The organism is Serratia proteamaculans (assembly GCF_008830365.1).
GTDB classification, from domain to species: Bacteria; Pseudomonadota; Gammaproteobacteria; order Enterobacterales; family Enterobacteriaceae; genus Serratia; species Serratia proteamaculans.
In genome coordinates, this window is the sequence record NZ_WBKI01000011.1 from 41,911 (window position 1) to 67,356 (window position 25,446).

Below are 25,446 nucleotides of genomic sequence, written 5' to 3' on the forward strand. Positions count from 1 at the left end.
ATTCTGCTGAGTCTGCAGTGCGTTACATTGTGCTTTGCGCAGTACTTCGCAATGTTATCAAACACCTGTCGTTGACCTCTCCGCTGCGTGGCATGCTGTGGCGTTTTCAGGGGGGCGATGATGAGCAGTCAGGTAATCACCTTGTGGCCGGATATGCTGGCACCACGGGAAAAATTATTACGTTACGGTGCGCCGGCGTTGTCTGATGCGGAGCTGCTGGCCATTTTTCTGCGCACCGGTTTTCCCGGTGTACATGTCATGCAACTGGCTGAGCAACTGTTGGAGCAGTTTGGCTCGCTGTCTCACCTGATGTCGGCGGAGCATTCAGTTTTTTGCAGCCATAAAGGGCTGGGTACTGCCAGCTACGCTCAATTGCAGGCAATTTCCGAGTTGGCGTTCCGCTTCTTTTCCAGCCATCTGGCGCAGGAAAATGCCATGCTTAACCCCAGGATGACCCAGCATTATTTGCAAAGTTTGCTGGCACATCATGAACGGGAAGTGTTTTTGGTATTGTTTTTAGACAATCAGCACCGTGTTATTCGCCATCAGGAGATGTTTGCTGGTACCATCAGCAGCGTTGTCGTATACCCGAGAGAAATTGTGCGCGAAGCGTTGAAGGCTAATGCGGCCGCCATTATTCTGGCGCATAATCACCCCTCGGGTATGGCTGAACCCAGTCATGCCGATCGTTTGATAACCGAGCAAGTGGTTAATGCCTGCCTGTTATTGGAAATCCGAGTGCTCGATCATTTGGTGATAGGTCGGGGTGAATGTGTCTCTTTTGCCGAGCGCGGATGGCTTTAAGCGATTTTTTCGCGATCCTTATGGGATCTTTAGCTGTTCGGGACTTGAGCACTTACGCTTCAGAGCGTATACTACGCCACCTTTGAGAATCTTGGGTTTGGCGTAAGAGCCTATCTCAGCAGGTTTCTAACCTGATGTGTGGTTTCTAACCTGATGACGAGAGTCTCCTCAGTATGAAGTTTGCTGAGATGGGCTCTAAAAGCCTGACGAGGCGGCCATACTCTATACGAAGCTCGAGCTGATTTGATTTTTGGAGAATAGACATGTCACGAGTCTGCCAAGTTACTGGCAAGCGCCCGGTGAGCGGTAATAACCGTTCCCACGCAATGAACGCGACCAAACGCCGTTTTCTGCCGAACCTGCACTCACACCGTTTTTGGGTTGAGGCTGAGAAGCGCTTTGTAACGCTGCGTGTATCTGCTAAAGGTATGCGTGTTATCGATAAGAAGGGTATTGAGACGGTCTTGGCCGATCTGCGTACCCGTGGTGAGAAGTATTAAGGAACTGCATCATGGCTAAAGGTGTTCGCGAGAAGATCAAGCTGGTTTCTTCTGCTGGTACTGGTCACTTCTATACCACCACGAAGAACAAGCGTACTAAGCCGGAAAAATTGGAACTGAAGAAATTCGATCCAGTTGTCCGCCAGCACGTGATCTACAAAGAAGCTAAAATTAAATAATTTTAGTGGATTAATAAAAACCCGGCCTCGGCCGGGTTTTTTGCGTTATAAGAGTAGAAAACCGACAGGAGAGCGCCAGATGCCTGAATTACCAGAAGTTGAGACCAGCCGCCGCGGTATTGAACCTTACCTTGTTGGCCATAGCATTCAGTATGCCGTGGTACGCAATGCGCGTCTGCGTTGGCCGGTTTCCGAGCAAATTCTGGCGTTGAGCGACCAGCCGGTACTCAGTGTGCAACGCCGCGCCAAGTATTTGCTGATTGAACTGGCGAGCGGCTGGATTATCGTTCACCTGGGGATGTCAGGCAGCCTGCGGATGTTGGCCGAAGAGGCCGAGGCCGGTAAACACGACCACGTCGATCTGGTGATCAGCAACGGTATGACGCTGCGTTACACCGATCCGCGCCGCTTTGGCGCCTGGTTATGGTGTGACGATCTGGCGAGCAGTAACGTGCTGGCCCACCTGGGGCCGGAACCACTGAGTGACGCTTTTACCGGTGCCTACCTATACGAAAAATCGCGTAACAAGCGCACGCTGATCAAACCCTGGTTGATGGATAACAAGCTGGTGGTGGGGGTGGGCAATATCTACGCCAGTGAATCGCTGTTTACCGCCAGGATCCTGCCTGACCGTCCTGCGGGGTCGCTGAGTAAAGTGGAAGCTGAAGTGTTGGTGGAAACCATTAAGGCGGTATTGCTGCGCTCTATTGAGCAAGGCGGCACCACGCTGCGTGATTTCCTGCAATCGGACGGCAAGCCGGGGTATTTCGCGCAGGAACTGCAGGTGTATGGTCGGGCGGGCGAGCCTTGCCGCGCATGTGGCACGCCGATTGAATCCGCCAAGCACGGGCAGCGCAGCACTTTCTTCTGCCGACGCTGCCAGCGCTGATTATTGCGCGGCGAGTTTTTCGAACAGGGCCTGGGTGACCACCGCCGGCAGGAAAGGGGCGATGTCACCACCATGGCGCGCCACTTCTTTCACCAGCGAGGAAGAGATAAACGACCACTCTTCGGAAGGCATCAGGAACACGCTTTCCAGCGTCGGCATCAAATGGCGATTCATGTTGGCCAACTGCAGCTCATATTCAAAATCAGATACCGCACGCAGACCGCGAACCAGAATATTGGCATTCTGATGGGTTGCAAAATGCGCCATCAGTTCACTGAACCCCAGCACTTCTACATTATCCAGATGCGATGTCACCTGGCTGGCTAAAGCTACGCGCTCTTCCAGTGTGAACAGCGGTTTTTTACTCGGGCTGGCGGCTATCGCCAAAATGACGTGATCGAACATCAGTGACGCACGGGTTACCAAATCCAGGTGGCCGTTGGTCATGGGATCGAAAGTACCGGGATAGATGGCTTTACGGGTCATGATTCACTTCTCTGAATAGTTGCGGCCCAATGCCCAGAGTGCGGCATATTTATTGAAGGTATATTGCGCGTTGACCACCGCTAACAGCAACCCCTGTTTGCCGTCCAGGAAGCCGGCACGCAGCAACCAGGTTTTGCAGAAGGCACCGAGGGTATGGGTCAGAATCGAGAGATAGCCGCAGCGCTTACCGGCCTGATGGCGTTGATTGGCCCATTCTTCGGCATAACGCAGCTGTTTACGCTGGAAGGCAAAAAAGTCGCGGCAGGTCAGGTGCAGCAGATCGCCGCTAAGAGGCACCACTTTCACCCCGTTGATCGTGAGCGACTCGTGCACCAGATTGTCGTTATAGCGATAGCGCTGGTTGGCGTACAGCCGATTGACTCGGTCAGGATACCAGCCGCTGTGACGCATAAAACGCCCGAGGAACAGATTGCGGCGCGCGCAGCTGTAGACTTGATTATCGTCCGGAGCGGTCAGCGTTTGTTCAATTGATTGGCGCAGTTCTGGTGTAACGCGTTCGTCGGCGTCGATCATCAGAATATAGTCGTGGCTGGCGTAACTTTGCGCCAGTTGGCGTTGTTTGCCAAATCCCTGCCAGTCGACATGGGTGAATACTTTGGCGCCCAGACTTTCGGCTACGGCGACGCTGTCATCCTGGCTGCCTGAATCCAGTATGACGATTTCGTCTGCCCAGGCTACGGAGCGCAGGCAGTCCGGCAGCAGCCCGGCTTCGTTCTTGGCGATAATCACTACCGACAGGCTTTTGCGGGCGCTCATTTAATGGCTCCGAGGTGGCAGGTGCGGTTCTAACAGTTGCAGCAGGCGCTGCAGCGCTCCCTGATTTTGATACAGCACTTCTACCGCGTGGCGGCCGTAATAGCGGCGATAGTCTTCGTCGGTGAGCAACGTAGCCACTTCCTTGACCAACGACTCCTCGTCGGTCACGGTGATCAACCCTTCGGCCTGCGACAGCTTGGCGCAGATATCCTTGAAGTTGAAGGTATGCGGTCCCATTAGTACCGGAATGGCGTGTGCAGCGGCTTCCAGCGGGTTATGTCCACCGCGCTCCACCAGACTGCCACCAACAAAGGCCAGATCGGCAATGCCATACAGCAGCATCAGTTCGCCCATGGTATCGCCGATCACCACCTGGGTGCTGCCGGAAGGGATTTCACCGTTGCTGCGCAGGGTGTAGCTGAAGCCGGCTTTTTGCACCAACTCTTTAGCGGTAGGGAAGCGTTCAGGGTGACGTGGCACCAGGATCAGCAGCAGGTCAGGGTGTTTTTCCAGCAGTTTGCGATGCGCGGCCAGTAGAATGCTTTCTTCACCTTCGTGGGTGCTGGTGGCGATCCACACTGGCCGACGCGGCGCCCATTGGCGGCGTAACGTGATGGCGCGTGCAGCCAGCTCTGGCGTAACGGAAATATCGAATTTCAGGCTGCCGGTCACCGTCAACTGTGAGCGTTTTAGGCCAAGTTCGACAAAACGTTCGCCGTCTTCCTGGTTTTGCGCGGCGATCAGGGTAATGCGGCGCAGCATATCGCGGACAAAACCGCCGATTTTTTTGTAGCCGGCGGCAGAACGGGCGGAAAGCCGGGCGTTGGCAATCACCAGAGGGATCTGACGCTGGTGCAGGGCGTTAATCAGATTGGGCCACAGCTCGGTTTCCATGATGATGACCAGCTTGGGATTCACCTGATCCAGGAAGCGGCGCATGGAGCCAGGCAGATCATAAGGCAGATAAACATGATGAACGTCTTTACCGAAGGCGGACTGCACGCGTTCTGAACCAGTCGGCGTCATGGTGGTCACAGTAATCGGTAAATAGGGGTAACGGTGGCGCAGTGCGCGGACCAACGGGATGGCGGCCAGCGTTTCACCCACGGAGACGGAATGCAGCATGATGCCGCCCGGTACGACTTTTCCGGCGCAGAAGCCATAGCGTTCTGCCCAGCGTTTACGGTAGGCTGGAGCTTTGCGGCTGCGCAACAGTAAGCGGAGCCAGATCAGGGGTTGGATGAGGTAGAGTAGTACCTGATATAAACGCAGCAACATTCTATCAATTTCATTTATATGGGTTATTCAGAATAGTACCATAACTGGAAGGGAAAGGCGCTAATTTGGTAACCTTGGGTGTCAGTTTCAGACAACAGGCGAGAGATTTCGCTGATAGGCTTGGAATGAAGAATATTTTAATTATTCGCCGTGACAATATTGGCGATCTTGTTTGTACCACTCCGCTGATCGAAGGGGTGAAAATTGCCTATCCGGATGCCAAACTTTATCTGTTAATCAATAAAGTCAGTCAGGATGTTGTTAAAAATAACCCGCACCTCGAAAAGGTCTTCGTCTATAAAAAGGCAAAGCACAAGGCGAAAAATGAAACCACGCTGGGGGTTTATTTCGAGCGTTTGATGATTTTCCTTAAGCTGCGTAAAATAAAGTTTGATGCGGCGATCCTGGCCAACCCGGTTCCCTGCAAGTACAGCCTGCGCTTGGCAAAAATGGCGGGGATCGACAATATTATTGGCGCAGACTTGGGCACGCCTGATATTCATCATCCTTTTCGTAAGGAGAATTTCAGCGGCAAGCATCAGGTAGAGCATACCTACAGCTACCTTTCGGCCATCACCGACCAGCGTATTCCCATCCCCCCGGTGCGGGTGTACCTGACGGCTGAAGAGCGCCAGCAGGCGGCGCAGCGTCTGCAACAATGCCTGCCGCAGGTCGAGCGAGTTTTTGCGGTTCATATCAGCAGTCGCAGTCCTAAGCGGCGTTGGCCGATCGAGCGCTATGCCGAAATTATCAATCGTTTACTCGCCGATAAGAACACGGCGGTGCTGATTTTCTGGTCGCCGCAGGGTACGCTAACGCCGGATGATATTGGCGATCAGAAACGCGCAGAGCAGTTATTGGCGCTTTGTCAGAACGAGCGTGTGGCGTTGTACCCAACGGCGTCGGTGCGTGAATTACTTGCCGGTTTTGATTTATGCGACAGAGTGTTGTGCAGCGACGGCGGGCAGATGCATCTGGCCGCGGCGCTGAATAAAGACATGGTGGTATTCTTTGGCGATACTGATAAAGAATCCTGGCATCCATGGTCTGGACGTTATCACATTCTGCAAACCGAATCGGGTGACTGTATTGATGTGCCCGTCGACGATGTCTGGCAGAAAATTCAGGCATTCAATTAATTAAATATAAGGCAGGGTTCCCTGCCTTATTTATTTCTTGAGCGCCAAATACTGCTGACAAATAGGATTTAGCCCATAGCCCAACAGTTGCTGATGATTAATCTCTGGTGGATTGGCATAAATTTCCGCCATTTTTTCCGCCAGTGACTTTTCATTAAGTTCCGCCAGCGCGTTATCCATTCCCGCTTTTTCCAGAATTTCTGCAGGCCCGCCGGGGCAACGGGTGCTGACCACCGGAGTACCACAGAGCAGCGCTTCCACCAGCACGTTACCAAAGCCTTCGCTGTCGGAGCTAAGTACCAGCAGTGATGCGTGCCGAATAAACGGATAAGGATTGGCCTGAAAGCCGAGGAACAGTACTCGGTCTGCGATACCCAACTGGTTTGCCAGCTGTTTCACTTCTCCCACGTTGGCTTCGCTGCCGGTGCCGATCAGCGCCAGCGGTGCTTGTATGCCCGATTGGGCATAGGCCTTCAACAGCCGATCGTGCCGTTTGTGCGGATGAAAGCGCCCGACGTGCACCAGATAATCTTTACCTGCCAGTTCACAGGGTTCCGCCGCCTGCTGCTCGATGGCAGCAATATCAAACGGATTGTTGATCACCGCCAATCGGTTTGGGCGGATCGGCAAGTTCTGCTGCAAGTCGTTGCCCACGGCTTGTGAGACGGCAACGATATTCCTGCCTTGGTAAACCTGGGCGATTTTCCGTTGTTTCAACCAACGATCCAGCCCCTTGCGATGGCCCAGATAGGAGGTCGACAGGATACCGTGAATGCAGAACCACAGTCGGTCTGACGTGAGCAACTTGCTGCGGCTGACGATGCGATCGGTTTTATGCAGGTTGGAGAACACCAAATCATAGGCACCCTGTTGGCGCTCATTGTCGGCGATCGCCCGATCCAGTGCGGCGGCGCGGCGTGACAGTTCGGTCAGTTTGCGCCATGGTGAGCGACTATGGTCCGCGACCACCTGATAGTGAATGCCTGTGGGGATCGGATAGTTACAGACATCGCGCAATGAAATCAGGCCGACGTCATGACCCATTTGCTGCATTCCCTGGCACAGGGTCAGCACCACTTTTTCAGCGCCTCCGCCAGGCAGGCCGTCGATAATCATCAGAATACGCATAGTTAATCCAGCAGCCGGTTATAAAGGGAGATCAGCTGTTCCGACAGGTGTGCCGGGGTAGCCGACATAATACGCAATCTTGCTGCCTCGCCCATGGCGGAGCCCAAAGCCTGGCGCGGTAGCGCGGTGATCGCTGCGATCAGCGCGGGGACATCAAGGGCATCGGTCACGAAGCCATTTTCCCCCTGGGTGATAAATTCCGAGCCGCCGCAGGTGGTGCTGGTAATGACCGGCAGTCCGCAGGACATCGCTTCCAGGATGACGTTGGGAAACGGATCGTACAGTGTAGGCAGCAACAGTGCGTCGGCAGCCTGATAGAACGGCAGCGTTTGTTTTTGCACGCCCATAAACCGTAGCCGGTCGCTGCAATCCAGCGACTGGGCCAGCGCCTGATAACGTTTTTCAGCCTTATCCTTACCCACCACCAACAGATAGCTATCGGTCGCTGCAACGGCACGGATGGCGGCGGCCAGCCCTTTACGTTCAAAACCTGAACCGACAAAAATCAGGCAGTGCGCCTGCTGCGGGATCTGGTATTGCTGACGTAGTTGCTGGCGCAGTTCGGCATTGGCGGGCAGGAACTTTTGATTATCAATGGCGTTGTAGATCACCGTGATTTTATCGGCCGGTACTCCGAAGTCATCGATGATTTCCTGTTTGATCATTTCTGCATTGCAGATGACGGCTTTCAGCTCTGGTGCGGCGTACATCGCCCGTTCCGCACACATCACGTAACGGTGATAACGATTGGAGAACAGCCACTTGCGACGCCATTCCGGTAGCAGGCGCGCCCGCTGCAGTAACCAGCGGCGATGGACGCCATCACCGGCACGGTAAATATCACAGCCGGGAATGCGCTCATGGCTCTGCACCAGATCGAAGTTTTCTTTCTGCCATAACGCTCTGGCTGCCTCGGCAAAGCCGCGTTCACGGCTGATGCGACCGAATTTTAGCGGATTACACAGGTGGATATGCCAGTTTGGATTGGCGTCACCCTGCCATTCGCGGGTGATAACGTTCAGATCGAGGTCCTGCTGTTCCAGCGCCTCAAGGGCGCGTGAGACGAAACGCTCAGCTCCACCGTCCGGGCGGTACTTTTGGCGAACGATCGCCAAACGAAATGCTTTCATGCCAGCGTGCTCCGCGCGGCTGCAATCACCGCGTCTGTAGGAATAAGGTCCAGATAACGTTCATCGGTGCCGGTATTGATGGCGTCCGGATCGGGTAAGTCGCCGTAGTCTCCGGCCCATATCACCTTGCCAATGACCTGCCAGGGGCGCCAGAACACCAGCTTGGAAGGGCCAAACAGAGCGATGCAGGGGGTCTGCAGCGCAGCGGCCATGTGCATAGGCACCGAATCTACACCGATAAACAGTTTAGCGTGGTCGATCAGGGCGGCCAGTTGTCGTAGTGTCAGTTGGCCGGCCAATGAAACTACGTCCTGCGGCGGACAGAGCGCCAGAATGCGCTCCACCATTTCACGTTCTTTTGCGTCCGGCCCGGAAGTGATCACCAACTGGTGGCCATCGGCCTGCAGTGCGCTGATGGTGGCCGCCATTTTTTCTTCGCTCCAGCATTTGAAGAACCAGCGGGAGGTGGGTTGTACCACAATAAAATCGCCGGTAATGCTTTGCTGCTGTAACAATTGTTCGCAGGCCTGCCAGTCCTGCTGCGAGTAGCTCATGGTCACCTGCTGGCTGAGGGCTGACAGGCCGAGCGGTTGCAACAGCGACAGATTCTGTTCAACCGTATGCAACCGGCCGTGATCGCTCACCGGCACCAACTGCGTATGACAATAGCGCCATAAGAAACCCTGCCGTTTGGGAAAATCGAAACCCAGACGAATACGCGCGCCGGTTAGCTTGGCGAGGAGGGCGCTGCGCCACTGATCGGCAAGATTGACCACCAGATCGTAACTTTGTGCTTTGAGCTGGCGGATCAGGTTAAGCTCATGGTGCAGGTGCGCTTTCGTCCCCTGCTTTTTCCACTGACGATCGATAACAAAGATATTCGACAGCGCCGGGTGGCTGGCCAGCATCTCCTGAGTTTCTTTATACAACAGTACGTCGATCTGCGCCTGCGGGTAGTTTTGTTGCAGGGTATTGATGACCGGTGTGATCAGCAACATATCGCCATGATGGCGAAGTTTAACGATCAAAATACGCTGTATCGAGGGATCAGGAGCTAGGGCTGGCGCGTCGTTCATCATGAGTCGCTTTCTGGGAAACCAATCTTTGATTCTAAATGACCCGATCGCATGTGGCTACTGTTGCTCGGTTTTCTTGCGGTGAAGTGAAAAAATAGTCTGGGGGAGTGACAAAAGGCCTTCAACGTTGTCCAAACCAGGCAACAAAGTCGTTTGCCCTGGCGAAACGCCCTGCGTAACATAATGCATTCTATTGATATCAGGCTCGATATTTATGACTAAACCGGCGTTTCTCATCACCATTGATACCGAAGGCGATAATTTGTGGCAAAACCACGATCGCATTTCGACCGAAAACACGCGCTTTTTGCCGCGCTTTCAGACGCTGTGTGAGAAATATGGCTTTAAGCCGGTGTACCTCACCAACTATGAAATGGCGGTGGATGCAGAATATGTCGAGTTTGCCCGTGATGTGATAGCCCGTGGCTGCGGGGAGGTGGGGATGCACCTGCATGCCTGGAACAGCCCACCGCTGACGCCATTAACTGGCGACGACTGGCGGCATAAGCCCTATCTGATCGAATACCCGGTCGATCAAATTCGCGCCAAGGTCGATCATATGACCAAATTGCTGGAAGACAGCTTCCAGACCAAAATGCTCAGCCATCGCGCCGGGCGCTGGGCGTTTAATGAATACTATGCGGCCTTGCTACTGGAATATGGTTATCAGGTGGATTGTTCGGTGACGCCGCGCGTTAACTGGCAATACTCACCGGGCAACCCGCAGGGCAACGGCGGCACCGACTATCGCCACTTCCCATCGCAGGCCTATTTTATCGATCCGGAAAATATCGCCAGGGCGGGCTCCTCATCGCTACTGGAAGTGCCTATGAGTATCCAGTATAAGCATTCGGCGCTGATGAATACGCTAAAGCAGGGTTACGATAGCCTGCGTGGCAAACGGCGCTCACCGTCGGTTAACTGGCTGCGGCCAAGCGGCGGCAATCTGGAAAAAATGAAGTTGGTGGCTGAGCGCTGTCTGGCTCAGGGCCATGACTACGTTGAATTTATGCTGCACTCGTCCGAGTTTATGCCCGGCGGTAGCCCGACCTTTAAAACGCAGCAGGATATCGAAGTGTTATATCGTGATTTGGAGCAGCTTTTTGCCTGGCTGCAGCAGCGCACGGTGGGCATGACGCTGGCCGAGTATTATCAACTTAAAGTGAACTGACATGTCGAAAAAATGGAAAATTAAGGTCGCGGATTGGTTTTTACGGCGCTATACAGCAAAGTCCGGCCGCTTTCAGGACAAAGCGACTTTCGACAGTCGGCTTCAGTTTGACAATATTGTCATCTATTCCACCACGGCGCTGGGTGACTTTATGTTCAATACCCCGGCGCTTCGCGCGATGCGAGAACGCTACCCTGATGCACATATCACGTTGGTAGTGCACAAAAAAAATCAGGAGTTAGTGGAGAATGGTCGCTATTACGATCGGGTGGTGTATTGGGACAGCAAAATCAAAACCATGCGCCCGCTGTTAAAATCGTTGCGCGAACATCGACCAGATTTGGCATTGATCCTGCACTCACATCTGCCGTATGACATTATCAGTGCGGTCTTGTCCGGGGCTAAATACATTATCAGGGATAACTACAGTTCTGGTATTTGCGGGCTTGAACCCTGGTTGACCAACTATATTTTTCATTACTACGGCCACTTTATTCGCCGCAAGTTGGAGCTGATTTCCATCCTGGGCTGCCGTAGTGACGATCCCACAATGGAAATTCCAGTGTCTTACCAGGCGGGCGTCAAAAGCAGTGAGCACTGTACTATTGGATTCCAGTTAGGCGCCTCTACTGAGTCACGTTGTTGGCCTGTCTCACATTTTGCCCGGCTGGCCGACGAACTGGTGGCTAAACAGGGCAATGTACGCATAGTACTGATTGGCGGGCCTTTTGATGAAGGGAAAGCACAACAATTCCTGAGTCAGGTTAGTCCTGAAACCCAGGCATGCATCGACAACCAGATTGGTAAAACGGGGTTGCAAGGGCTGTTGACGCTGATCGACAGCTTCCACGTGTTGGTAACCGGCGATACCGGGCCATTGCACCTGGCGGTGGCGCTGAAGGTCAAAACCATTAGCCTGTTTGTCACCGCGGATTCGCGTTCTACCGGGCCGATTCAGGATCTGGAGCTACATCGAATCGTTCAGGTTTCCCGTACCGGATACACCATGCCACTGGAAGCGGAAAGCCCGATGGGGGTGATCCAACCACAGCGCATTTACGCTGAAGTCGTGGATCATCTGTCGTTAGATAAAGCGCAGGTTTAGCGCTTTTTCAACCGCCAGCGGATTTTTGACAGCCAGGTGTCCACCCAGGCGTAACGCATTTGTCGGACTTTTTTACGCGGTACGCCGCTGTTGCTGCATACGTCAGCAAGACGCCGAAATCTATACCGTGCTTCTGGCGGGTAATAGTAATAACCGTACAATACCTTCGACATACCTTTCACTTCAGAGAAACAGTTGGCGAGCATTAACGCTGCCAACTGTCGTAGTGATTCATCACCCGGATGCTGGTCGATAAAGAGCAGCATTTTGTCGATAGCAAACTGCATATCTTCAATGTCTTTAGCTTTGACATTACGGGTAATTCCCTGGCTGTTGTCACGGTAAAAATAGAGCACGTGATCGAGATGAGCAATTTTCTGGGTTTTGAAATACTGGAAAGGGGTGAAAATCACGTCTTCATAACGCCTGCCATTTTCAAATGACTCTCCTTCCAACAGTGATCGCCTGTAGATACGACTCCAGAGATGCCACATCGAGTGAGCAAATAATGGGGTTAGGCAGGACAAGCCAAGACTCGCGAAATCATAAGTGTTGCGACGAGCTGTCGTATCGGCGGGTTGTGTTGGTGGAACGTCGGTAAACTTCTGATAATTAAAATCGATAAGGTCATCTTCATCGGCAACCAACAGTGGCCGTAGAATGGCCAGATAGTCATTACTCAGCAAATCATCGCCATCTAGGAAGGTAATAAAGCGCCCTCGTGCGTGACGAAGCCCGACGTTGCGGGCATAGGCGATACCGCCATTTTTCTGCGAGATAAACGTCACATGCGGATGTTGGCGCTCCGCCAGTAATTGGCGGACCCGTTCGGCAGAAGTATCTGTTGAACCGTCATCAATGATGATCACTTCAATATCATCAGCGATCTGGTTGAACAGCGAGCTCAGGCTGGCGACAACAAAATTTTCGTTATTGTAAAAAGGTACAATAAAGCTGAGCAGATGCGGCGACGAAACCATGTTTTTCAATTCTCGGATACTGGCGTTTTTTTCACTGACAGCACGCTGAGGATAATCGCCAGGCAGAAAATCGCCGTGGCTTCCGTGCTGAAGAAGATAACGTCGCTGAGCCCGTAAACAAACAGGCTGAATGTGACCCCCAGTAGCAACGCATTGCGGTAGGGCTTAAGTGAGGAAACGAATAAACCGATGTAGAGCGCCAGTAAAAATAGCATGCCCCAGACACCTTTGAGTGAGTAGGTTTCCAACAGTTCGTTATGCAGATGCACGTTGATATAAGGCAAGACACCAGCCAGATGAGGCTCGTGCGCAACTATGGCGAGGATTTCGGCACCCCGTTGTTCTGCGGATTGTCCTAGTGGTGCTTGCGAACCGGTGCGTATTGCGACGATCTGCATGGAGACTCTGGAAATAATCGAGTTCTCGGTCTGTGGTTGATTGATTAGCCGCAAATCAGTCTGGAATGCTGTAATACGTTGTTCTATCTGTGCTTTAAAAAAGAAACCGCTGGCGAGAAGCAATAGCGGCACGGAGGCCATCAGCAAAATTTTGTGTTTATGAGAAATCAGGTTTTTCGTTGCCAATATCGATAAAGCTACCGCAACTGGGTAAACCAGCATCGCTGCCCGCGTTCCAGTGAGTACCAACGTGGAGAAGGTGACCAGGAAGCCTAAAATATATAGTGGGATACGATATTTCGTCCGTAACATCAGTATTGCTTGCAGCACCACCAGGTTGATGGCGGTAATCAGATAGGCAGCAACAGTGGCACGATCGAAGTTGATCTCTATGCGTGGAATATCCAACCACAACCCCTGATAAAGCGAGTAGCCGTTGACGGCGACACCGGTGGCCAGTGCGACGATGATAAACGCGCGTTGCATGCAAAGTCGCTCATTTAATGCAATCAACAGGATGAAGGCAGTGGCGATCTGTAATTTACCGGTCGACATATAGGAGCGGTAAATGTTGATGTAGTCACCGGGTTGTTTGAAGTGGTTCATCCAGAAAATAGTCGCCATACCCACGCAAAAAAACAGCAAAGGCAGAATTAAATTACGTTTATTTTTAAAAAAATATCTTAAATTCAAGCAGACAGCGATGAAGGAAATATAGCTGGAAATATAGAAAATATTGCGTCCAGTAGCTGAACCGAAAGGAATGGTGCAAAAAGCGATCGCGCAACCCAAATAGATGAGGTAACTGAAGGCAGGATGGGGTGTGGTCTCTTTTAATAGCATGGGACTAGGTTTCCAGCTCACATTATGGTTGGCTAATAAAGGATTTCAGTGCGTCATCAAACTCGGTCTTGAACATAGCGTAGCTGAAATGTTCGACCGGGTAATGTTGCGCATTTTGACTCATATTTTGATAGATTTCCGGCACCATCAGCCTTTCCACCGCATCCGCACATTCAAGATGTGACAGCAACTTGGGCGTTACCAGGGTATCGCTAAGCGGATCGTAGACATCATGTGGGAAATCCACTTTGATACCGGTCAAGCGTTGATGTTCTTCAATCGTCACCGAGGGTGTCAGGCCAATGCCGCAGTGTCCGTCTTGAATCACCTCTGGCTGGCCATCGACCTGTGGGAAAATCACTGGTACGCCAAAATACAGCGCTTCCATACAAGATAAGCCGAAGGGCTCGGTGATCGGCGTGCTCATGTAGATATGCGTACGATTAAAGAAGTCGGCTACGTTATCCTGGAAACCACTGAAGGTGACCCGGTCGCTCAGCTCAAGCTTTTCTGCCAGGGTTTCAAACGCTGCCTGATCCGGGCCCTTACCGGCAATCTCCAATGTGACATCATGCCCACGACGCAGTAGTTCCTGCATCATCAGCAACGAAACACTAATGCCTTTCAGGCTCACCAAACGTGATGCTGTGCCGATCCTGACGGGTTTACTGAGCGGCTTCAGGTTATCGCTGATACCCGATGGCGTTTTCAGCCGATTTATCACCACGTGATTCGGGCAGGGCAGGTTGAACCGCAGCGCCATCACCCGTTTAGAGGCGTAGGACGCGGAGATGCAACCGTCCAGCATCGCGAGAAAACGTAAAGTCTTGTGATTCTTTGGGTAACGCCATGAACAGCCATGATCGTAATAAACCAGCTTGCCGCGTTTAGGTTTAGCAGCCAGACCCGGTATCAGATCCCAAACGATCACCACGTCGGCATTGGCCTGCTCGATTTTTCTTTTCAGCAGGTATTTACGCAAAAATTGCGGGCAGCGCAGCGGTAGCGAGTTAATCAGCCGATTGGCAAAGGTGACTTTTTGGTCAGGCATTTGCCGGCGAATCTCATCGCCGACTTCACTGCTGATGCAAATCACTTCGTTGCTACCGTCGGTGGTGTCGTTGATGTACTGCAGGAACAGGCGTTCAACACCGCCCATTTTCCCTAAATTGATAATGTGCAGTTTTTTCATCCAATAACCTTTTGCAACTCGGACCAGACTGCGTCGGCAGTGAGGGTTGCCATGCTCTTTTCCGGGGAGATCAATGAGTGTTGATTCTGACCATAACCACCGATCAACCCTGGATCGGTAGGGCCGAACAGCGTGATATTCGGCCTGTCGAGCGCGGCGGTCAGGTGGCTGAGGCCGGTATCAACCGAGACCACGGCTTTCGCACCCGCCAGGACTTCAGCCACCTGTTGCAGGCTGAGTTTGGGTAAAACCTCAACCTGTGGGAAGCCTTCCGCCAAACGCAATGCGCGCTGACGTTCGTGCTCCGCGCCCCACGGGAGTTTAATCTTTAATCCGCTCGCTGCGGCCAACGTAATCAGATCGCGCCAGTGAGACTCCGGCCAGTGCTTCTCGTCGCGGGTAGTGGCGTGCAAAAACACCAGATACTGCCCGGCATCGGCCGGCAGATGGCTGAGAAAGCGGGCCGCAATGGCATAATCGCCGTAGCTGTCCGGCTTGTCATAGCCCAGGCTTTTGGCGAACAGCTCACGTGTGCGTTCTACGGCATGCTGTTGTTTGTCGATATCATGGCGATGGTTATAAAACCAGCTGGCGAAAGGTTCGCGGGCGCTTTTGCTGTCCTGACCATGCTTACTGCCTTTGGCGATGCGGGTGATCAGCGCGGCGCTTTTGATTAGCCCCTGCGCATCGATCACGACATCGTAGTCACGCTCCTGCACCACACGTTTAAAGTCGCAACGCTGTTGGCGGGTTTCGCTACCAAACCAGTTTTTGCGCCAACGGCGGATCGCCACCGGGATCACTCGGTCTACTGCCGGATGCCAGGTGGGAATTTGGCTGAAACCTTCCTCTACCACCCAATCAAAGCGGATGCCGGGGATCGCCTGCATCGCGTCGGTCAACGCCGGCAGCGTATGGAGCACATCTCCCATGGAGGAAGTTTTAACAATCAACACCTGCATGCTTATTCCTCGCTGGCGGCAAGTAACGGCGTCAGCGCGTCCAACACCTGCTGGGGCTGAATATCGATCAGGCTCTGATGGTATCCCTGATCGGCATCGCCTTTGCGTATCTTATGGTAACCGCTTATTAAGCGGATCACTTTGGCTTTGCTGGACAGCGGCGGCGTGAAATCCGGGCTGCTTGGGCCGTACAAGGCGATCAGCGGCTTGTTCAACGCTGCTGCGACGTGCATCAGGCCGGAATCGTTACTGACCACGGCCGAACAGGAAGCCAGCAGGATCACCGCTTGCTCAAGCTGGGTTTCCCCGGCCAGATTCATGCAAAAGCCGCGGGAATCATCATCCAGTGCGGCCCGGATCTGCTCGCCCGCTTCATTATCTTTGGCGGAACCAAACAGGGCGATTTGATAACCCTGGTCAATCAGCTTTTGGGCCAGCGCGGCGTAGTGGTAGTGCGGCCAACGTTTGGCCGGGCCAAATTCTGCGCCTGGGCAAAAGCCGATAATCGGTCGATGATCGGTCAGATTGAAGGCGGCGGTGGTTTCGGCAATTTCTTCGTCGCTGACCTGCAGTTGCGGCCATAACAGAGGCTGTGGCAGGTCTTCGGCGCGCTGAATGCGTTGCTTGTCATAGGCAAGGGCTACGTAACGTTGCACCATCAGTGGAAAGGCGGTTTTGTCCAGCAGGCGAATATCATTCAACAGGCCATAGCGCATTTCACCTCGCCAGCCGGTACGTTGCGGCACCTTGGCAAAGAATGGCACCAGCGCGGATTTGAATGAGTTCGGCAGCACATAGGCGCGGTCGTAACCGTTGGCTCGCAGGGTATGCCCCAACCGCCGACGTTCACCGAGCGCCAGCGCACCGTGGCCCAAGGGCATAGACAGTGCCTGATTGACTTCCGGCATACGCGCCAGTAATGGACGGCACCAGGCCGGCGCCATCACATCAATTTCTGCCGTCGGGTGCTCGGCCTTCAGGGTGCGGTAGAGACTTTGCGACATCATCATATCGCCAACCCAAGAAGGGCCGATAACCAGTATTTTCATACCCTACGTTAAATCCCTTCTGCTTAAGCGGTGCGGTTCAACCAGGCCATGTACTCTTTCACGCCCTCGGCGACCGTTTTAAACGGTGCGTCATAGCCGGCGGCGCGCAGCTTGGTCAGATCGGCCTGGGTGAACGCCTGGTAGCGGCCTTTCAGCTTTTCCGGGAACGGGATGTTTTCTACCGTGCCTTTTTGGTGGAAGTCGACCACGGCATCGGCTACGGCCTGGAAAGTTTCCGCACGACCGGTGCCGCAGTTGAAGATGCCGGACACGCCGCTTTTCAAGAACCACAGGTTGACTGCCGCCACGTCGCCGACGTAGATGAAGTCACGTTTGAAGTCCTGGCTACCGTCGAACAGTTTTGGGTTTTCGCCGCGGTTGATCTGACCGTTCAGGTGGAACGCCACGCTGGCCATACCGCCTTTGTGACCTTCACGAGGGCCGTAAACGTTGAAGTAACGGAAGCCGCAAATTTGTGAATCTGCCTGCGGAAGGATTTCGCGCACATACTGGTCGAACAGGAATTTTGAGTAGCCGTAGACGTTCAGTGGCTCTTCAAATTGGCGCTCTTCAATAAACTCTTCACGGCCGCCGTAGGTGGCTGCGGATGAGGCGTACAGGAACGGAATTTCGCGATCCAGGCAGTAGTGCAACAGGTCTTTGGAGTACTGATAGTTATTGTCCATCATGTACTTGCCGTCCCACTCGGTGGTGGAAGAGCAGGCACCCTCATGGAAGATCGCGTCGATTTCACCCAGATCGTCACCGGCGATGATGTTGGCGATGAAATCTTCTTTATCGATATAGTCGGCGATGTCGAGATCGACCAGGTTGGCGAATTTGGTACCGTCTTTCAGGTTATCTACCACCAGGATATCGCGATACCCTGTGTCATTCAGCGCTTTAATAATATTGCTGCCGATCATGCCGGCGCCGCCAGTGACGATAATCATTGGGTTACCCCTGTTATTCTACCCGGTGGGACACAGTGCCCCACGCTCAATGCTGCTTATAATAGCATTTCATGTCGTCGCAAACATCGGACGGGCTCTGAATATCCCGCGATGTCGAGCTCCGCAGCACTTTGCCGTGATATCTGCTGCAATTTTCATATTCTCTCCCGCAGATTCTCGTCAGTTTGGTTACAAATCAGTAAAATATGTTGAAAACAGACCAATCCTGGAGATAACCGAATGTCCGCGTCTTTTTATCAGCAGTTGGAACAACAACTTGAGACCACCCGTAGTGAAGGGTTGTTCAAAGAAGAACGCATCATTATCAGCGCTCAGCAGGCAGATATTGCCGTTGCTGATGGTCGCCATGTGATCAACTTCTGCGCCAACAACTATCTTGGTCTGGCTAACCACCCGGCGATGATCGCAGCGGCCAAGGCCGGTATGGACAGCCACGGTTTCGGCATGGCGTCGGTGCGCTTTATCTGCGGCACTCAGGACAGCCATAAACAGCTGGAACAAAAGCTGGCCGATTTCCTGGGGATGGAAGACGCCATCCTGTACTCCTCCTGCTTCGACGCTAACGGCGGGTTATTTGAAACCCTGCTGGGCCCGGAAGACGCGATTATCTCCGATGCGTTGAACCATGCTTCTATCATTGACGGCGTTCGTCTGTGCAAGGCGAAACGTTATCGCTATGCCAACAACAACATGACCGAACTGGCTGCACAGCTGGAGCAGGCCAAGGCCGACGGCGCGCGCCACATTATGATCGCCACCGACGGCGTATTCTCAATGGACGGTGTGATCGCCAACCTGAAAGGGGTGTGCGACCTGGCTGACCAATATCAGGCGCTGGTGATGGTTGATGATTCCCATGCGGTGGGTTTTGTCGGCGCTAATGGGCGTGGTACCCACGAATATTGCGAAGTGATGGGCCGCGTCGACATCATTACCGGCACCCTGGGCAAGGCACTGGGTGGGGCTTCCGGCGGTTATACCGCAGCAAAAAAAGAAGTGGTGGAGTGGCTGCGCCAGCGTTCGCGCCCTTATCTGTTCTCCAATTCACTGGCGCCAGCTATTGTCGCCGCTTCGATTAAAGTCTTGGAACTGCTGGAGCAGGGGGACGCGCTGCGCGATCGCCTGTGGGCCAATGCGAGTCTGTTCCGTGAAAAAATGACCGCGGCGGGCTTTGAGCTGGCCGGGGCCGATCACGCCATCATCCCGGTGATGTTGGGTGAAGCAAAACTGGCGCAGGATTTCGCCAATGCGTTGCTCAAGGAAGGCATCTATGTGACAGGTTTCTTCTATCCGGTGGTGCCGAAAGGCCAGGCGCGCATCCGCACCCAGATGTCCGCCGATCACACCCCGGAGCAAATTGAACGTGCAATTGCTGCGTTCATTCGTATCGGTAAAGATCTTGGCGTTATTGCATAAGGTAAAACCATGAAAGCATTGTCAAAACTGAAAGCGGAAGAAGGGATTTGGATGACCGATGTGCCTCAGCCGGAGCTGGGCCATAACGACATCATGATTAAAATCCGTAAAACTGCGATCTGCGGTACCGATGTTCATATCTATAACTGGGATGAATGGTCACAGAAAACCATCCCGGTCCCTATGGTGGTCGGCCATGAATATGTGGGTGAAGTGGTTGCCATCGGCCAGGAAGTCAAAGGCTTCAGCGTGGGCGACCGCGTTTCCGGTGAAGGCCATATTACCTGCGGTCATTGCCGTAACTGCCGCGGTGGCCGTACGCATCTGTGCCGTAACACCACCGGCGTGGGCGTGAACCGTCCAGGCTCCTTTGCTGAATATCTGGTGATCCCGGCGTTTAATGCCTTCAAGATCCCGGATAACATTTCCGATGAGCTGGCATCTATCTTCGACCCGTTCGGCAATGCGGTGCACACCGCGCTGTCGTTTGATCTGGTTGGCGAAGACGTGCTGGTTTCCGGTGCCGGGCCGATCGGTATCATGGCGGCGGCAGTGTGTAAGCACGTTGGCGCTCGCCATGTGGTGATCACTGACGTTAACGAATACCGTTTGGATCTGGCGCGCAAAATGGGCGTGACCCGTGCGGTAAACGTCAGCAAAGAAAACCTGACTGACGTGATGGCCGAACTGGGCATGACCGAAGGCTTTGACGTCGGGCTGGAAATGTCTGGTGCGCCACCGGCGTTCCGTTCGTTGCTCAACGCGATGAACCACGGCGGACGCATTGCCATGTTGGGTATTCCGCCGTCGGATATGTCGATCGACTGGAATCAGGTGATATTCAAAGGACTGTTTATCAAAGGGATTTACGGTCGCGAGATGTTTGAGACCTGGTACAAGATGGCTGCGCTTATCCAGTCGGGTCTGGATCTGACTCCTATCATCACCCACCGTTTCTCCGTTGACCAGTTCCAGCAGGGCTTTGACGCCATGCGTTCCGGCCAGTCCGGTAAAGTGATTCTGAGCTGGGATTAGTTTTAAGTTGCTGCTTAGGTGTAAAAAGGGCCGGAATTCCGGCCCTTTTTTTATGCTTTGGGTTTGTCTGGTGTTGAGTCTGTCCAGCGTTGCCACTGGCGTTTGATAAAGGTGACGGCTGGCGACTGCGTCACGCTTTCGCCGATCACGCCTATCGCCTTGCTAGCGTTGATTTTTTCCTTCGGCAACTTGACCTTACACTGTTTGATACCGCCGGTGAACGGGTTCTTCGGCTGTGGTTTCGTTGGCTTGACCGGTGGTGGGACGTAATTGCCACCGCTGCTGCTGCCCTGCGGCTCATTCAGCAGTGAGCTCGGTTTCACCAGAACAATATCGGCCGGCAGCGTCGGCAGCATTTGCTGTAACACTCTTACCGTCGCCGGGCGCGGGTGACCAATGGCTATGGCTGAACCATTACGTCGTGCCAACTCGACCGCGCGGTTGAACTGGCGGCGGATATCGGCTTCGTTGGCGGTATCGTCCAGGAACACCTTACGTTTGATCACCTTCACGTGCGTGCCGGCTGCCGCGCGGGTGGCCTGGCTGTTGCCGATGGTCATACTGTCGAGGAAATAGAGCTGGTAGCTGTCGAGTGCCTGCATCACTTTCTGCATGGCTGGCAGGCTGGAAGTCATGGCGCTGCCCATATGGTTATTCATACCCACCGCGTAGGGCACATTATTGACCGCATTGCGGATAATGCGCTGGATCTCTTCGCTGCTCATCGAAGGTTGCAGCGTATCACGCTCCAGCGGTTGCTTGCTGAGCGGTGCCATCGGCATGTGGATTAGCACTTCGCGACCCTGACTGTGGGCGCGGGTGGCCATTAAATGGGCATGAGGAGCATTGGGCAGTACGGCAACGGAAATCGCCGTCGGCATCTGCAGCACGGCGCCTTCTTCATGCGGCCGGTAGCCGACGTCATCAATAACGATGGATAGTTTTCCTGCCTGTGCGACGCAAACTTGCAGCAGACAGCCAATCAATACGGCAGTACGGATTTTGATATAGCGCAAATCTATCTTCCCAACCACGGTAGTGGGTTAACGGCCTGACCCTGGCGACGAATTTCGAAATAGAGCGACGGTGTTCCCTGGCCCCCGCTGGTACCCACCAAGGCGATTGGCTGACCGGCGCGCACCTGCGCCCCGACGTTGACCAACGCGCTTTGGTTATAGCCATACAGGCTCATGTCACCCTTACCGTGTTCGATGACGACAACCAGACCATAGCCCTGCAGCCAGTCGGCCAGCAATACACGGCCATCGGCGATGGCTTTCACTTCGCTGCCTTCGGAGGCCGAGATCACCATGCCTTTCCAGCGTAACTCGCCTTGCAGCTGTTCGCCAAAACCATGCAGAGTGCGGCCGCGCACCGGCCATATTGCCTGCCCATTTGGTCGGCCGAGGCCGCCGGTACGGGCCATCAGTGAACGGTCGGCTTCGCTTGGCTTATAGCTGGTGCCGGTTTTTTTCGCCTGCTGTTCTTTGACGCGAACCTGCTCGCGCACCTTGGCGGCTTCACGGGCTTCGCGTTCCGCGCGGGCGCGGGCTTCACGCTCGGCCCGGGCGATCTTGTCGCGCATGCGGGTTTCGTTCTGGCGCAGTTCCACCAGACGTTGCTGATCTTTTTCCAGCGAGGCTTCCAGTGCGGTCAGCGTTTTCTTACGCGCTCCGCGTGCCTGCTCCAGCTTCTGTTGCTGCGTCTGTTGCTCGCCCAGCAGCGATTTCTGTTGGCCTTGCTTGGCGACCAGCGTGGTTTTTTGCTTCGCCAGTTCGGCGCGGGTTTGTTTCAGCTCTTCAATCGTTTGCTGGCGCGCTTCGTTCAGATAGCCGAAGTAAGCCAAAATACGCTCGCTGCGTTGGCTTTCTTCACCGCTAAGCACCAACTGGACGGCGCTGTGCTGGCCCTGCCTAAAGGCGGCATCGAGTTGCTTGGCAAGGATTTCCTGCTGGGTTGACTGCTGTTTTTGCAGCTTGGCGATTGAGGCGTTCAGGCCGGAGATATCTTTCCCCAGCTGGCTCAATGTGCCCTGGGTATCACGCAGCAGGCGGCTGGCCTGCGCGATGGTTTTTTCTTGCTGCCTGAGCTGGTCCTGCAGTGAGCTGCGCTGTTGTTGCTGCTGTTTAACCGCCTTTTCTTTCTCGGCGATGCTCTGCTGGATGTCTTTGAGCTGGGATTTGTTGTCTTCCGCCGCCTGGCTGGCTAACGGCAACAACAAGACGCCAGCGTAAAATACGCTGGCGCACATGGTGGTCAACTTCCTTGGCGCGGTGCGTTCAGGCAGCGGCTGGCTGCCTGCGTTTGCGCTTCGGGTTACCCTTGATAGTGCAAAAAACGCCTTTTCCCTCATGGAGAAGGATTATTCCACGATGAACAGCGGCTTACCAGTCATCTCTTGCGGGATTTCCATTCCCATCAGCGTCAGCATGGTCGGCGCGATGTCCGAAAGCTTGCCGCCATTGACTGCGCTGGCAGGCTTGCCGATATAAATCAGCGGGACTGGCAGGCTGGTGTGAGCGGTATGCGCCTGGCCGGTGGCTGGATCGCGCATTTGTTCGGCGTTGCCGTGGTCGGCAGTGATCAGCAACTGTCCGTCGGCGGCCTTGACCGCCTCGACCACCTGGGCGATACAGTTATCCAGTGTTTCTACCGCTTTTACCGCCGCGTCGTAAACGCCGGTGTGACCTACCATGTCGCCATTCGGGTAGTTGCAGATAATGGCGTCGTACTTGCCGCTGCCAATGGCGGTCAGCAGCTTATCGGTCAGTTCGGCGGCGCTCATTTCCGGCTGCAGATCGTAGGTAGCGACCTTAGGTGAGTTGATCAACACGCGATCTTCGCCGGTGAACGGTTCTTCAACACCGCCGTTATAGAAGAAGGTGACGTGGGCGTATTTTTCGGTTTCCGAGATGCGCAGCTGGGTCTTGTCGTGTTTCATCAACCATTCGCCGAAGGTATTGCTTAACGACGCCGGCGGATAGGCGCAAGGGGCTTTGATGTCGGCGGCGTACTCGGTCAGCATCACGAAATCACCAAAATGGATGACTTTGGCGCGTGGGAAACCGTCGAAATCAGCATTGACGAAGGAGCGGACGATCTGGCGTGCACGGTCAGCACGGAAATTCATGAAAATCAACGCGTCGCCGTCATGCAGCTCGGCAGAGGCTTCACCGGCGGCTTGCAGCACGGTCGGTTTGACGAACTCGTCGTTTTCACCGCGCTCGTAGGCGGCCTGCAAGGCGGTAACGGCGTTATCGGCCACGAAGTCACCCTTGGCCTGGGTCAGCAGATCGTAGGCCAGTTGCACGCGGTCCCAACGGTTGTCGCGGTCCATGGCGTAATAACGGCCAATCAGCGATGCGATGCGCCCGGTGCCCAGTTTGGCAAATGCGTCGCTGAAATGTTGCAGCGATTTTTCTGCGCTGCGGGGTGGAGTATCGCGGCCGTCCAGGAATGCGTGCAGGTAAACGGCTTTGGCACCGCGCTGTGAAGCCAGCTCAATCATCGCCAGAATGTGATCTTCGTGGCTGTGCACGCCGCCCGGCGACAGCAGGCCCATGATATGCACTGCTTTACCCGCCTGAACAGCCTTATCGACCGCCGCCGTCAGCGTTGGGTTGGCGAAGAAATCGCCTTCTTTGATTTCTTTATCCAGTCGCGTCAGGTCTTGATAAACGATGCGCCCGGCACCCAGGTTGACGTGGCCGACTTCCGAGTTGCCCATCTGGCCGTCAGGCAGGCCGACATCCAGTCCGGACGCGGCGATCAGCGTATGTGGCTGCTGTTGCCACAGGCGGTCCATCACCGGCGTTTTGGCGTTCAGAATGGCGTTGTCCTGTTGTTCCTCGCGGTGGCCGTAACCGTCCAGGATCACCAGTACCATCGGCTTTTTGTTACTCGACATTGCGTTAACCTCGTTATGAACTTTATAAGTTGTGAATAGCCATTGGTCCATGGTCAGGCTAATGGCTATTCACTCTCAAAACCGTCCGATTTTACAACGTGGTCGGTTAAAAAGAGCCCAGAGAGATCAAAGTTGCGGTGAACAAGGCTGGCTTTTATGCTGTGGCAGTGCGAATTTCTCAGCGTAGCCCGCAGTTTCTGCAATAGCGCTTGCTTATTGGCTGTATTTGCTGCACTCGGCAGGTATACTCTGGAACCTTGAGTTATTTTTTCCCTTAACTGACGGGAGTTGTTACACCCCATGCTGCAAGAAATTATGCAATTCGTTAGCAAGCATCCCATACTGAGCCTGGCCTGGATCGCCCTGCTGGTTGCGGTGATCGTCATGACGTTCAAGAGCAGTTTCTCCAAGGTGAAAGAGATCACCCGTGGTGAAGCCACCCGCCTGATTAATAAAGAAGATGCCGTTGTGGTTGATACCCGCAGCCGTGATGATTTCCGCCGAGGCCACCTGGCCAACGCCATCAACCTGACCGCCAGCGAAATCAAAAGCGGCAGTCTGGGCGAGTTGGAAAAACACAAGGCTCAGCCGATCATCGTGGTTTGTGCCAACGGCACCACTTCTCGCGAGCCGGCAGATAATCTGAGCAAAGCCGGTTTTGAAAACGTAGTTACGCTGAAAGACGGTATTGCCGGCTGGAGCGGGGAAAACCTGCCGCTAGTACGCGGTAAGTAATTCTTTAACGTATTTGAGGTGGTAATCCATGGCTAACATTGATATCTACACCAAAGCGACTTGCCCGTTCTGCCATCGCGCCAAGGCGCTGCTGAACAGCAAGGGCGCTGCGTTTAACGAAATCGCCATTGATGGTGATAATGAAAAACGCGAAGCGATGATTGCGCGCAGTGGGCGCACCACCGTGCCTCAGATTTTCATCGACGGCCAACACATTGGCGGCTGTGATGATTTATATGAACTCGATGCTCGTGGTGGTCTGGATCCGCTGCTTTAAGCGGGCGGCTGCCGGT

Annotated in this window: 26 protein-coding genes; 11 read left to right on the forward strand and 15 right to left on the reverse strand. The window is 54.0% G+C overall.

The window, feature by feature from the left end; translation table 11 throughout:
• The first annotated feature begins 120 nt into the window (after positions 1-120).
• The 4 genes from radC to mutM all read left to right on the forward strand — a co-directional run bounded on the left by radC (position 121) and on the right by mutM (position 2,372).
• Entirely contained in the window at positions 121-804 is a 684-nt protein-coding gene (radC, locus tag F8R23_RS23310) for a RadC family protein (RefSeq protein WP_129936372.1), read from the forward strand.
• 263 nt (positions 805-1,067) lie between these two features.
• A complete protein-coding gene (gene rpmB / locus F8R23_RS23315) occupies positions 1,068-1,304 on the forward strand; it encodes a 50S ribosomal protein L28 (RefSeq protein WP_004953342.1) in 237 nt (78 codons plus the stop codon).
• Between the two features lie 11 nt (positions 1,305-1,315).
• Positions 1,316-1,483, forward strand: coding sequence for a 50S ribosomal protein L33 (gene rpmG, locus F8R23_RS23320; RefSeq protein ID WP_004392084.1), 168 nt, complete (start codon positions 1,316-1,318; stop codon positions 1,481-1,483).
• 79 nt (positions 1,484-1,562) lie between these two features.
• Positions 1,563-2,372: a bifunctional DNA-formamidopyrimidine glycosylase/DNA-(apurinic or apyrimidinic site) lyase gene (gene mutM / locus F8R23_RS23325; protein ID WP_129936340.1), complete on the forward strand. Its 810-nt coding sequence runs from the start codon at positions 1,563-1,565 to the stop codon at positions 2,370-2,372.
• Here the strand turns inward: mutM and coaD are convergent, their stop codons facing one another.
• The 3 genes from coaD to waaA are packed head-to-tail and all read right to left on the reverse strand — an operon-like array spanning position 2,373 to position 4,913.
• Complete coding sequence (gene coaD, locus F8R23_RS23330; protein ID WP_112349254.1) at positions 2,373-2,858, reverse strand: pantetheine-phosphate adenylyltransferase; 486 nt, start codon at positions 2,856-2,858, stop codon at positions 2,373-2,375.
• A gap of 3 nt (positions 2,859-2,861) precedes the next feature.
• Positions 2,862-3,635: a glycosyltransferase family 2 protein gene (locus F8R23_RS23335; protein ID WP_151416071.1), complete on the reverse strand. Its 774-nt coding sequence runs from the start codon at positions 3,633-3,635 to the stop codon at positions 2,862-2,864.
• Complete coding sequence (gene waaA / locus F8R23_RS23340) at positions 3,636-4,913, reverse strand: lipid IV(A) 3-deoxy-D-manno-octulosonic acid transferase (RefSeq protein WP_085120055.1); 1,278 nt, start codon at positions 4,911-4,913, stop codon at positions 3,636-3,638.
• A 125-nt stretch (positions 4,914-5,038) separates the two neighbouring features.
• On the opposite strand from waaA, the gene F8R23_RS23345 reads away from it, so the two are divergent.
• A complete protein-coding gene (locus tag F8R23_RS23345) occupies positions 5,039-6,052 on the forward strand; it encodes a glycosyltransferase family 9 protein (RefSeq protein WP_129936342.1) in 1,014 nt (337 codons plus the stop codon).
• Positions 6,053-6,082: 30 nt separating this feature from the next.
• On the opposite strand, the gene F8R23_RS23350 is transcribed toward F8R23_RS23345, so the two are convergent.
• From F8R23_RS23350 to rfaQ, 3 genes are read right to left on the reverse strand one after another with little or no spacing between them, the layout of a single operon-like run.
• Positions 6,083-7,180 (reverse strand): glycosyltransferase, encoded by a 1,098-nt coding sequence (locus F8R23_RS23350; protein ID WP_151416072.1) that lies wholly within the window; start codon positions 7,178-7,180, stop codon positions 6,083-6,085.
• A 2-nt stretch (positions 7,181-7,182) separates the two neighbouring features.
• Positions 7,183-8,310: a glycosyltransferase family 4 protein gene (locus F8R23_RS23355; RefSeq protein ID WP_129938894.1), complete on the reverse strand. Its 1,128-nt coding sequence runs from the start codon at positions 8,308-8,310 to the stop codon at positions 7,183-7,185.
• Entirely contained in the window at positions 8,307-9,389 is a 1,083-nt protein-coding gene (rfaQ, locus tag F8R23_RS23360; RefSeq protein WP_129938893.1) for a putative lipopolysaccharide heptosyltransferase III, read from the reverse strand. The genes F8R23_RS23355 and rfaQ overlap by 4 nt, the downstream gene beginning before the upstream one ends.
• Positions 9,390-9,600: 211 nt before the next feature.
• Between rfaQ and F8R23_RS23365 the strand changes: the two genes are divergently transcribed.
• Both F8R23_RS23365 and F8R23_RS23370 read left to right on the forward strand, forming a co-directional pair.
• Positions 9,601-10,557, forward strand: a complete 957-nt coding sequence (locus tag F8R23_RS23365; protein ID WP_129936345.1) for a polysaccharide deacetylase family protein — start codon at positions 9,601-9,603, stop codon at positions 10,555-10,557.
• 1 nt (position 10,558) lies between these two features.
• Positions 10,559-11,662 carry a glycosyltransferase family 9 protein gene (locus F8R23_RS23370; RefSeq protein WP_129936346.1) on the forward strand — a complete coding sequence of 368 codons (1,104 nt, stop codon included), beginning with the start codon at positions 10,559-10,561 and terminating at the stop codon, positions 11,660-11,662.
• Here F8R23_RS23370 and F8R23_RS23375 read toward each other — a convergent pair.
• From F8R23_RS23375 to rfaD, 6 genes are read right to left on the reverse strand one after another with little or no spacing between them, the layout of a single operon-like run.
• Positions 11,659-12,642: a glycosyltransferase gene (locus tag F8R23_RS23375; RefSeq protein WP_129936347.1), complete on the reverse strand. Its 984-nt coding sequence runs from the start codon at positions 12,640-12,642 to the stop codon at positions 11,659-11,661. The two genes, F8R23_RS23370 and F8R23_RS23375, sit on opposite strands and share 4 nt — an antisense overlap.
• Positions 12,643-12,647: 5 nt before the next feature.
• Positions 12,648-13,883 carry an O-antigen ligase family protein gene (locus tag F8R23_RS23380; RefSeq protein WP_129936348.1) on the reverse strand — a complete coding sequence of 412 codons (1,236 nt, stop codon included), beginning with the start codon at positions 13,881-13,883 and terminating at the stop codon, positions 12,648-12,650.
• Positions 13,884-13,905: 22 nt separating this feature from the next.
• Positions 13,906-15,075 (reverse strand): glycosyltransferase, encoded by a 1,170-nt coding sequence (locus F8R23_RS23385; RefSeq protein ID WP_151416073.1) that lies wholly within the window; start codon positions 15,073-15,075, stop codon positions 13,906-13,908.
• Complete coding sequence (rfaC, locus tag F8R23_RS23390; RefSeq protein ID WP_129936350.1) at positions 15,072-16,037, reverse strand: lipopolysaccharide heptosyltransferase RfaC; 966 nt, start codon at positions 16,035-16,037, stop codon at positions 15,072-15,074. The genes F8R23_RS23385 and rfaC overlap by 4 nt, the downstream gene beginning before the upstream one ends.
• A 2-nt stretch (positions 16,038-16,039) precedes the next feature.
• Positions 16,040-17,086 carry an ADP-heptose--LPS heptosyltransferase RfaF gene (gene rfaF, locus F8R23_RS23395; RefSeq protein WP_129936351.1) on the reverse strand — a complete coding sequence of 349 codons (1,047 nt, stop codon included), beginning with the start codon at positions 17,084-17,086 and terminating at the stop codon, positions 16,040-16,042.
• A 23-nt stretch (positions 17,087-17,109) separates the two neighbouring features.
• Positions 17,110-18,039, reverse strand: a complete 930-nt coding sequence (gene rfaD / locus F8R23_RS23400; protein WP_129936352.1) for an ADP-glyceromanno-heptose 6-epimerase — start codon at positions 18,037-18,039, stop codon at positions 17,110-17,112.
• 240 nt (positions 18,040-18,279) lie between these two features.
• Here rfaD and kbl point away from each other — a divergent pair, with 240 nt between their 5' ends.
• Positions 18,280-19,476, forward strand: a complete 1,197-nt coding sequence (gene kbl / locus F8R23_RS23405; protein ID WP_099063894.1) for a glycine C-acetyltransferase — start codon at positions 18,280-18,282, stop codon at positions 19,474-19,476.
• Positions 19,477-19,485: 9 nt separating this feature from the next.
• Positions 19,486-20,511: an L-threonine 3-dehydrogenase gene (gene tdh, locus F8R23_RS23410; protein WP_099063893.1), complete on the forward strand. Its 1,026-nt coding sequence runs from the start codon at positions 19,486-19,488 to the stop codon at positions 20,509-20,511.
• A 50-nt stretch (positions 20,512-20,561) separates the two neighbouring features.
• Here the strand turns inward: tdh and F8R23_RS23415 are convergent, their stop codons facing one another.
• From F8R23_RS23415 to gpmM, 3 genes are read right to left on the reverse strand one after another with little or no spacing between them, the layout of a single operon-like run.
• Entirely contained in the window at positions 20,562-21,527 is a 966-nt protein-coding gene (locus F8R23_RS23415; RefSeq protein WP_129938890.1) for a divergent polysaccharide deacetylase family protein, read from the reverse strand.
• 2 nt (positions 21,528-21,529) lie between these two features.
• Positions 21,530-22,864: a murein hydrolase activator EnvC gene (gene envC, locus F8R23_RS23420; RefSeq protein ID WP_129936354.1), complete on the reverse strand. Its 1,335-nt coding sequence runs from the start codon at positions 22,862-22,864 to the stop codon at positions 21,530-21,532.
• A gap of 9 nt (positions 22,865-22,873) precedes the next feature.
• Positions 22,874-24,418, reverse strand: a complete 1,545-nt coding sequence (gene gpmM / locus F8R23_RS23425) for a 2,3-bisphosphoglycerate-independent phosphoglycerate mutase (protein ID WP_129938889.1) — start codon at positions 24,416-24,418, stop codon at positions 22,874-22,876.
• Between the two features lie 300 nt (positions 24,419-24,718).
• Here gpmM and F8R23_RS23430 point away from each other — a divergent pair, with 300 nt between their 5' ends.
• Together F8R23_RS23430 and grxC are read left to right on the forward strand one after the other, a co-directional pair.
• Positions 24,719-25,153, forward strand: a complete 435-nt coding sequence (locus tag F8R23_RS23430; protein ID WP_085120037.1) for a rhodanese-like domain-containing protein — start codon at positions 24,719-24,721, stop codon at positions 25,151-25,153.
• Positions 25,154-25,181: 28 nt separating this feature from the next.
• Complete coding sequence (gene grxC, locus F8R23_RS23435; protein WP_012147490.1) at positions 25,182-25,430, forward strand: glutaredoxin 3; 249 nt, start codon at positions 25,182-25,184, stop codon at positions 25,428-25,430.
• Positions 25,431-25,446 lie beyond the last annotated feature (16 nt).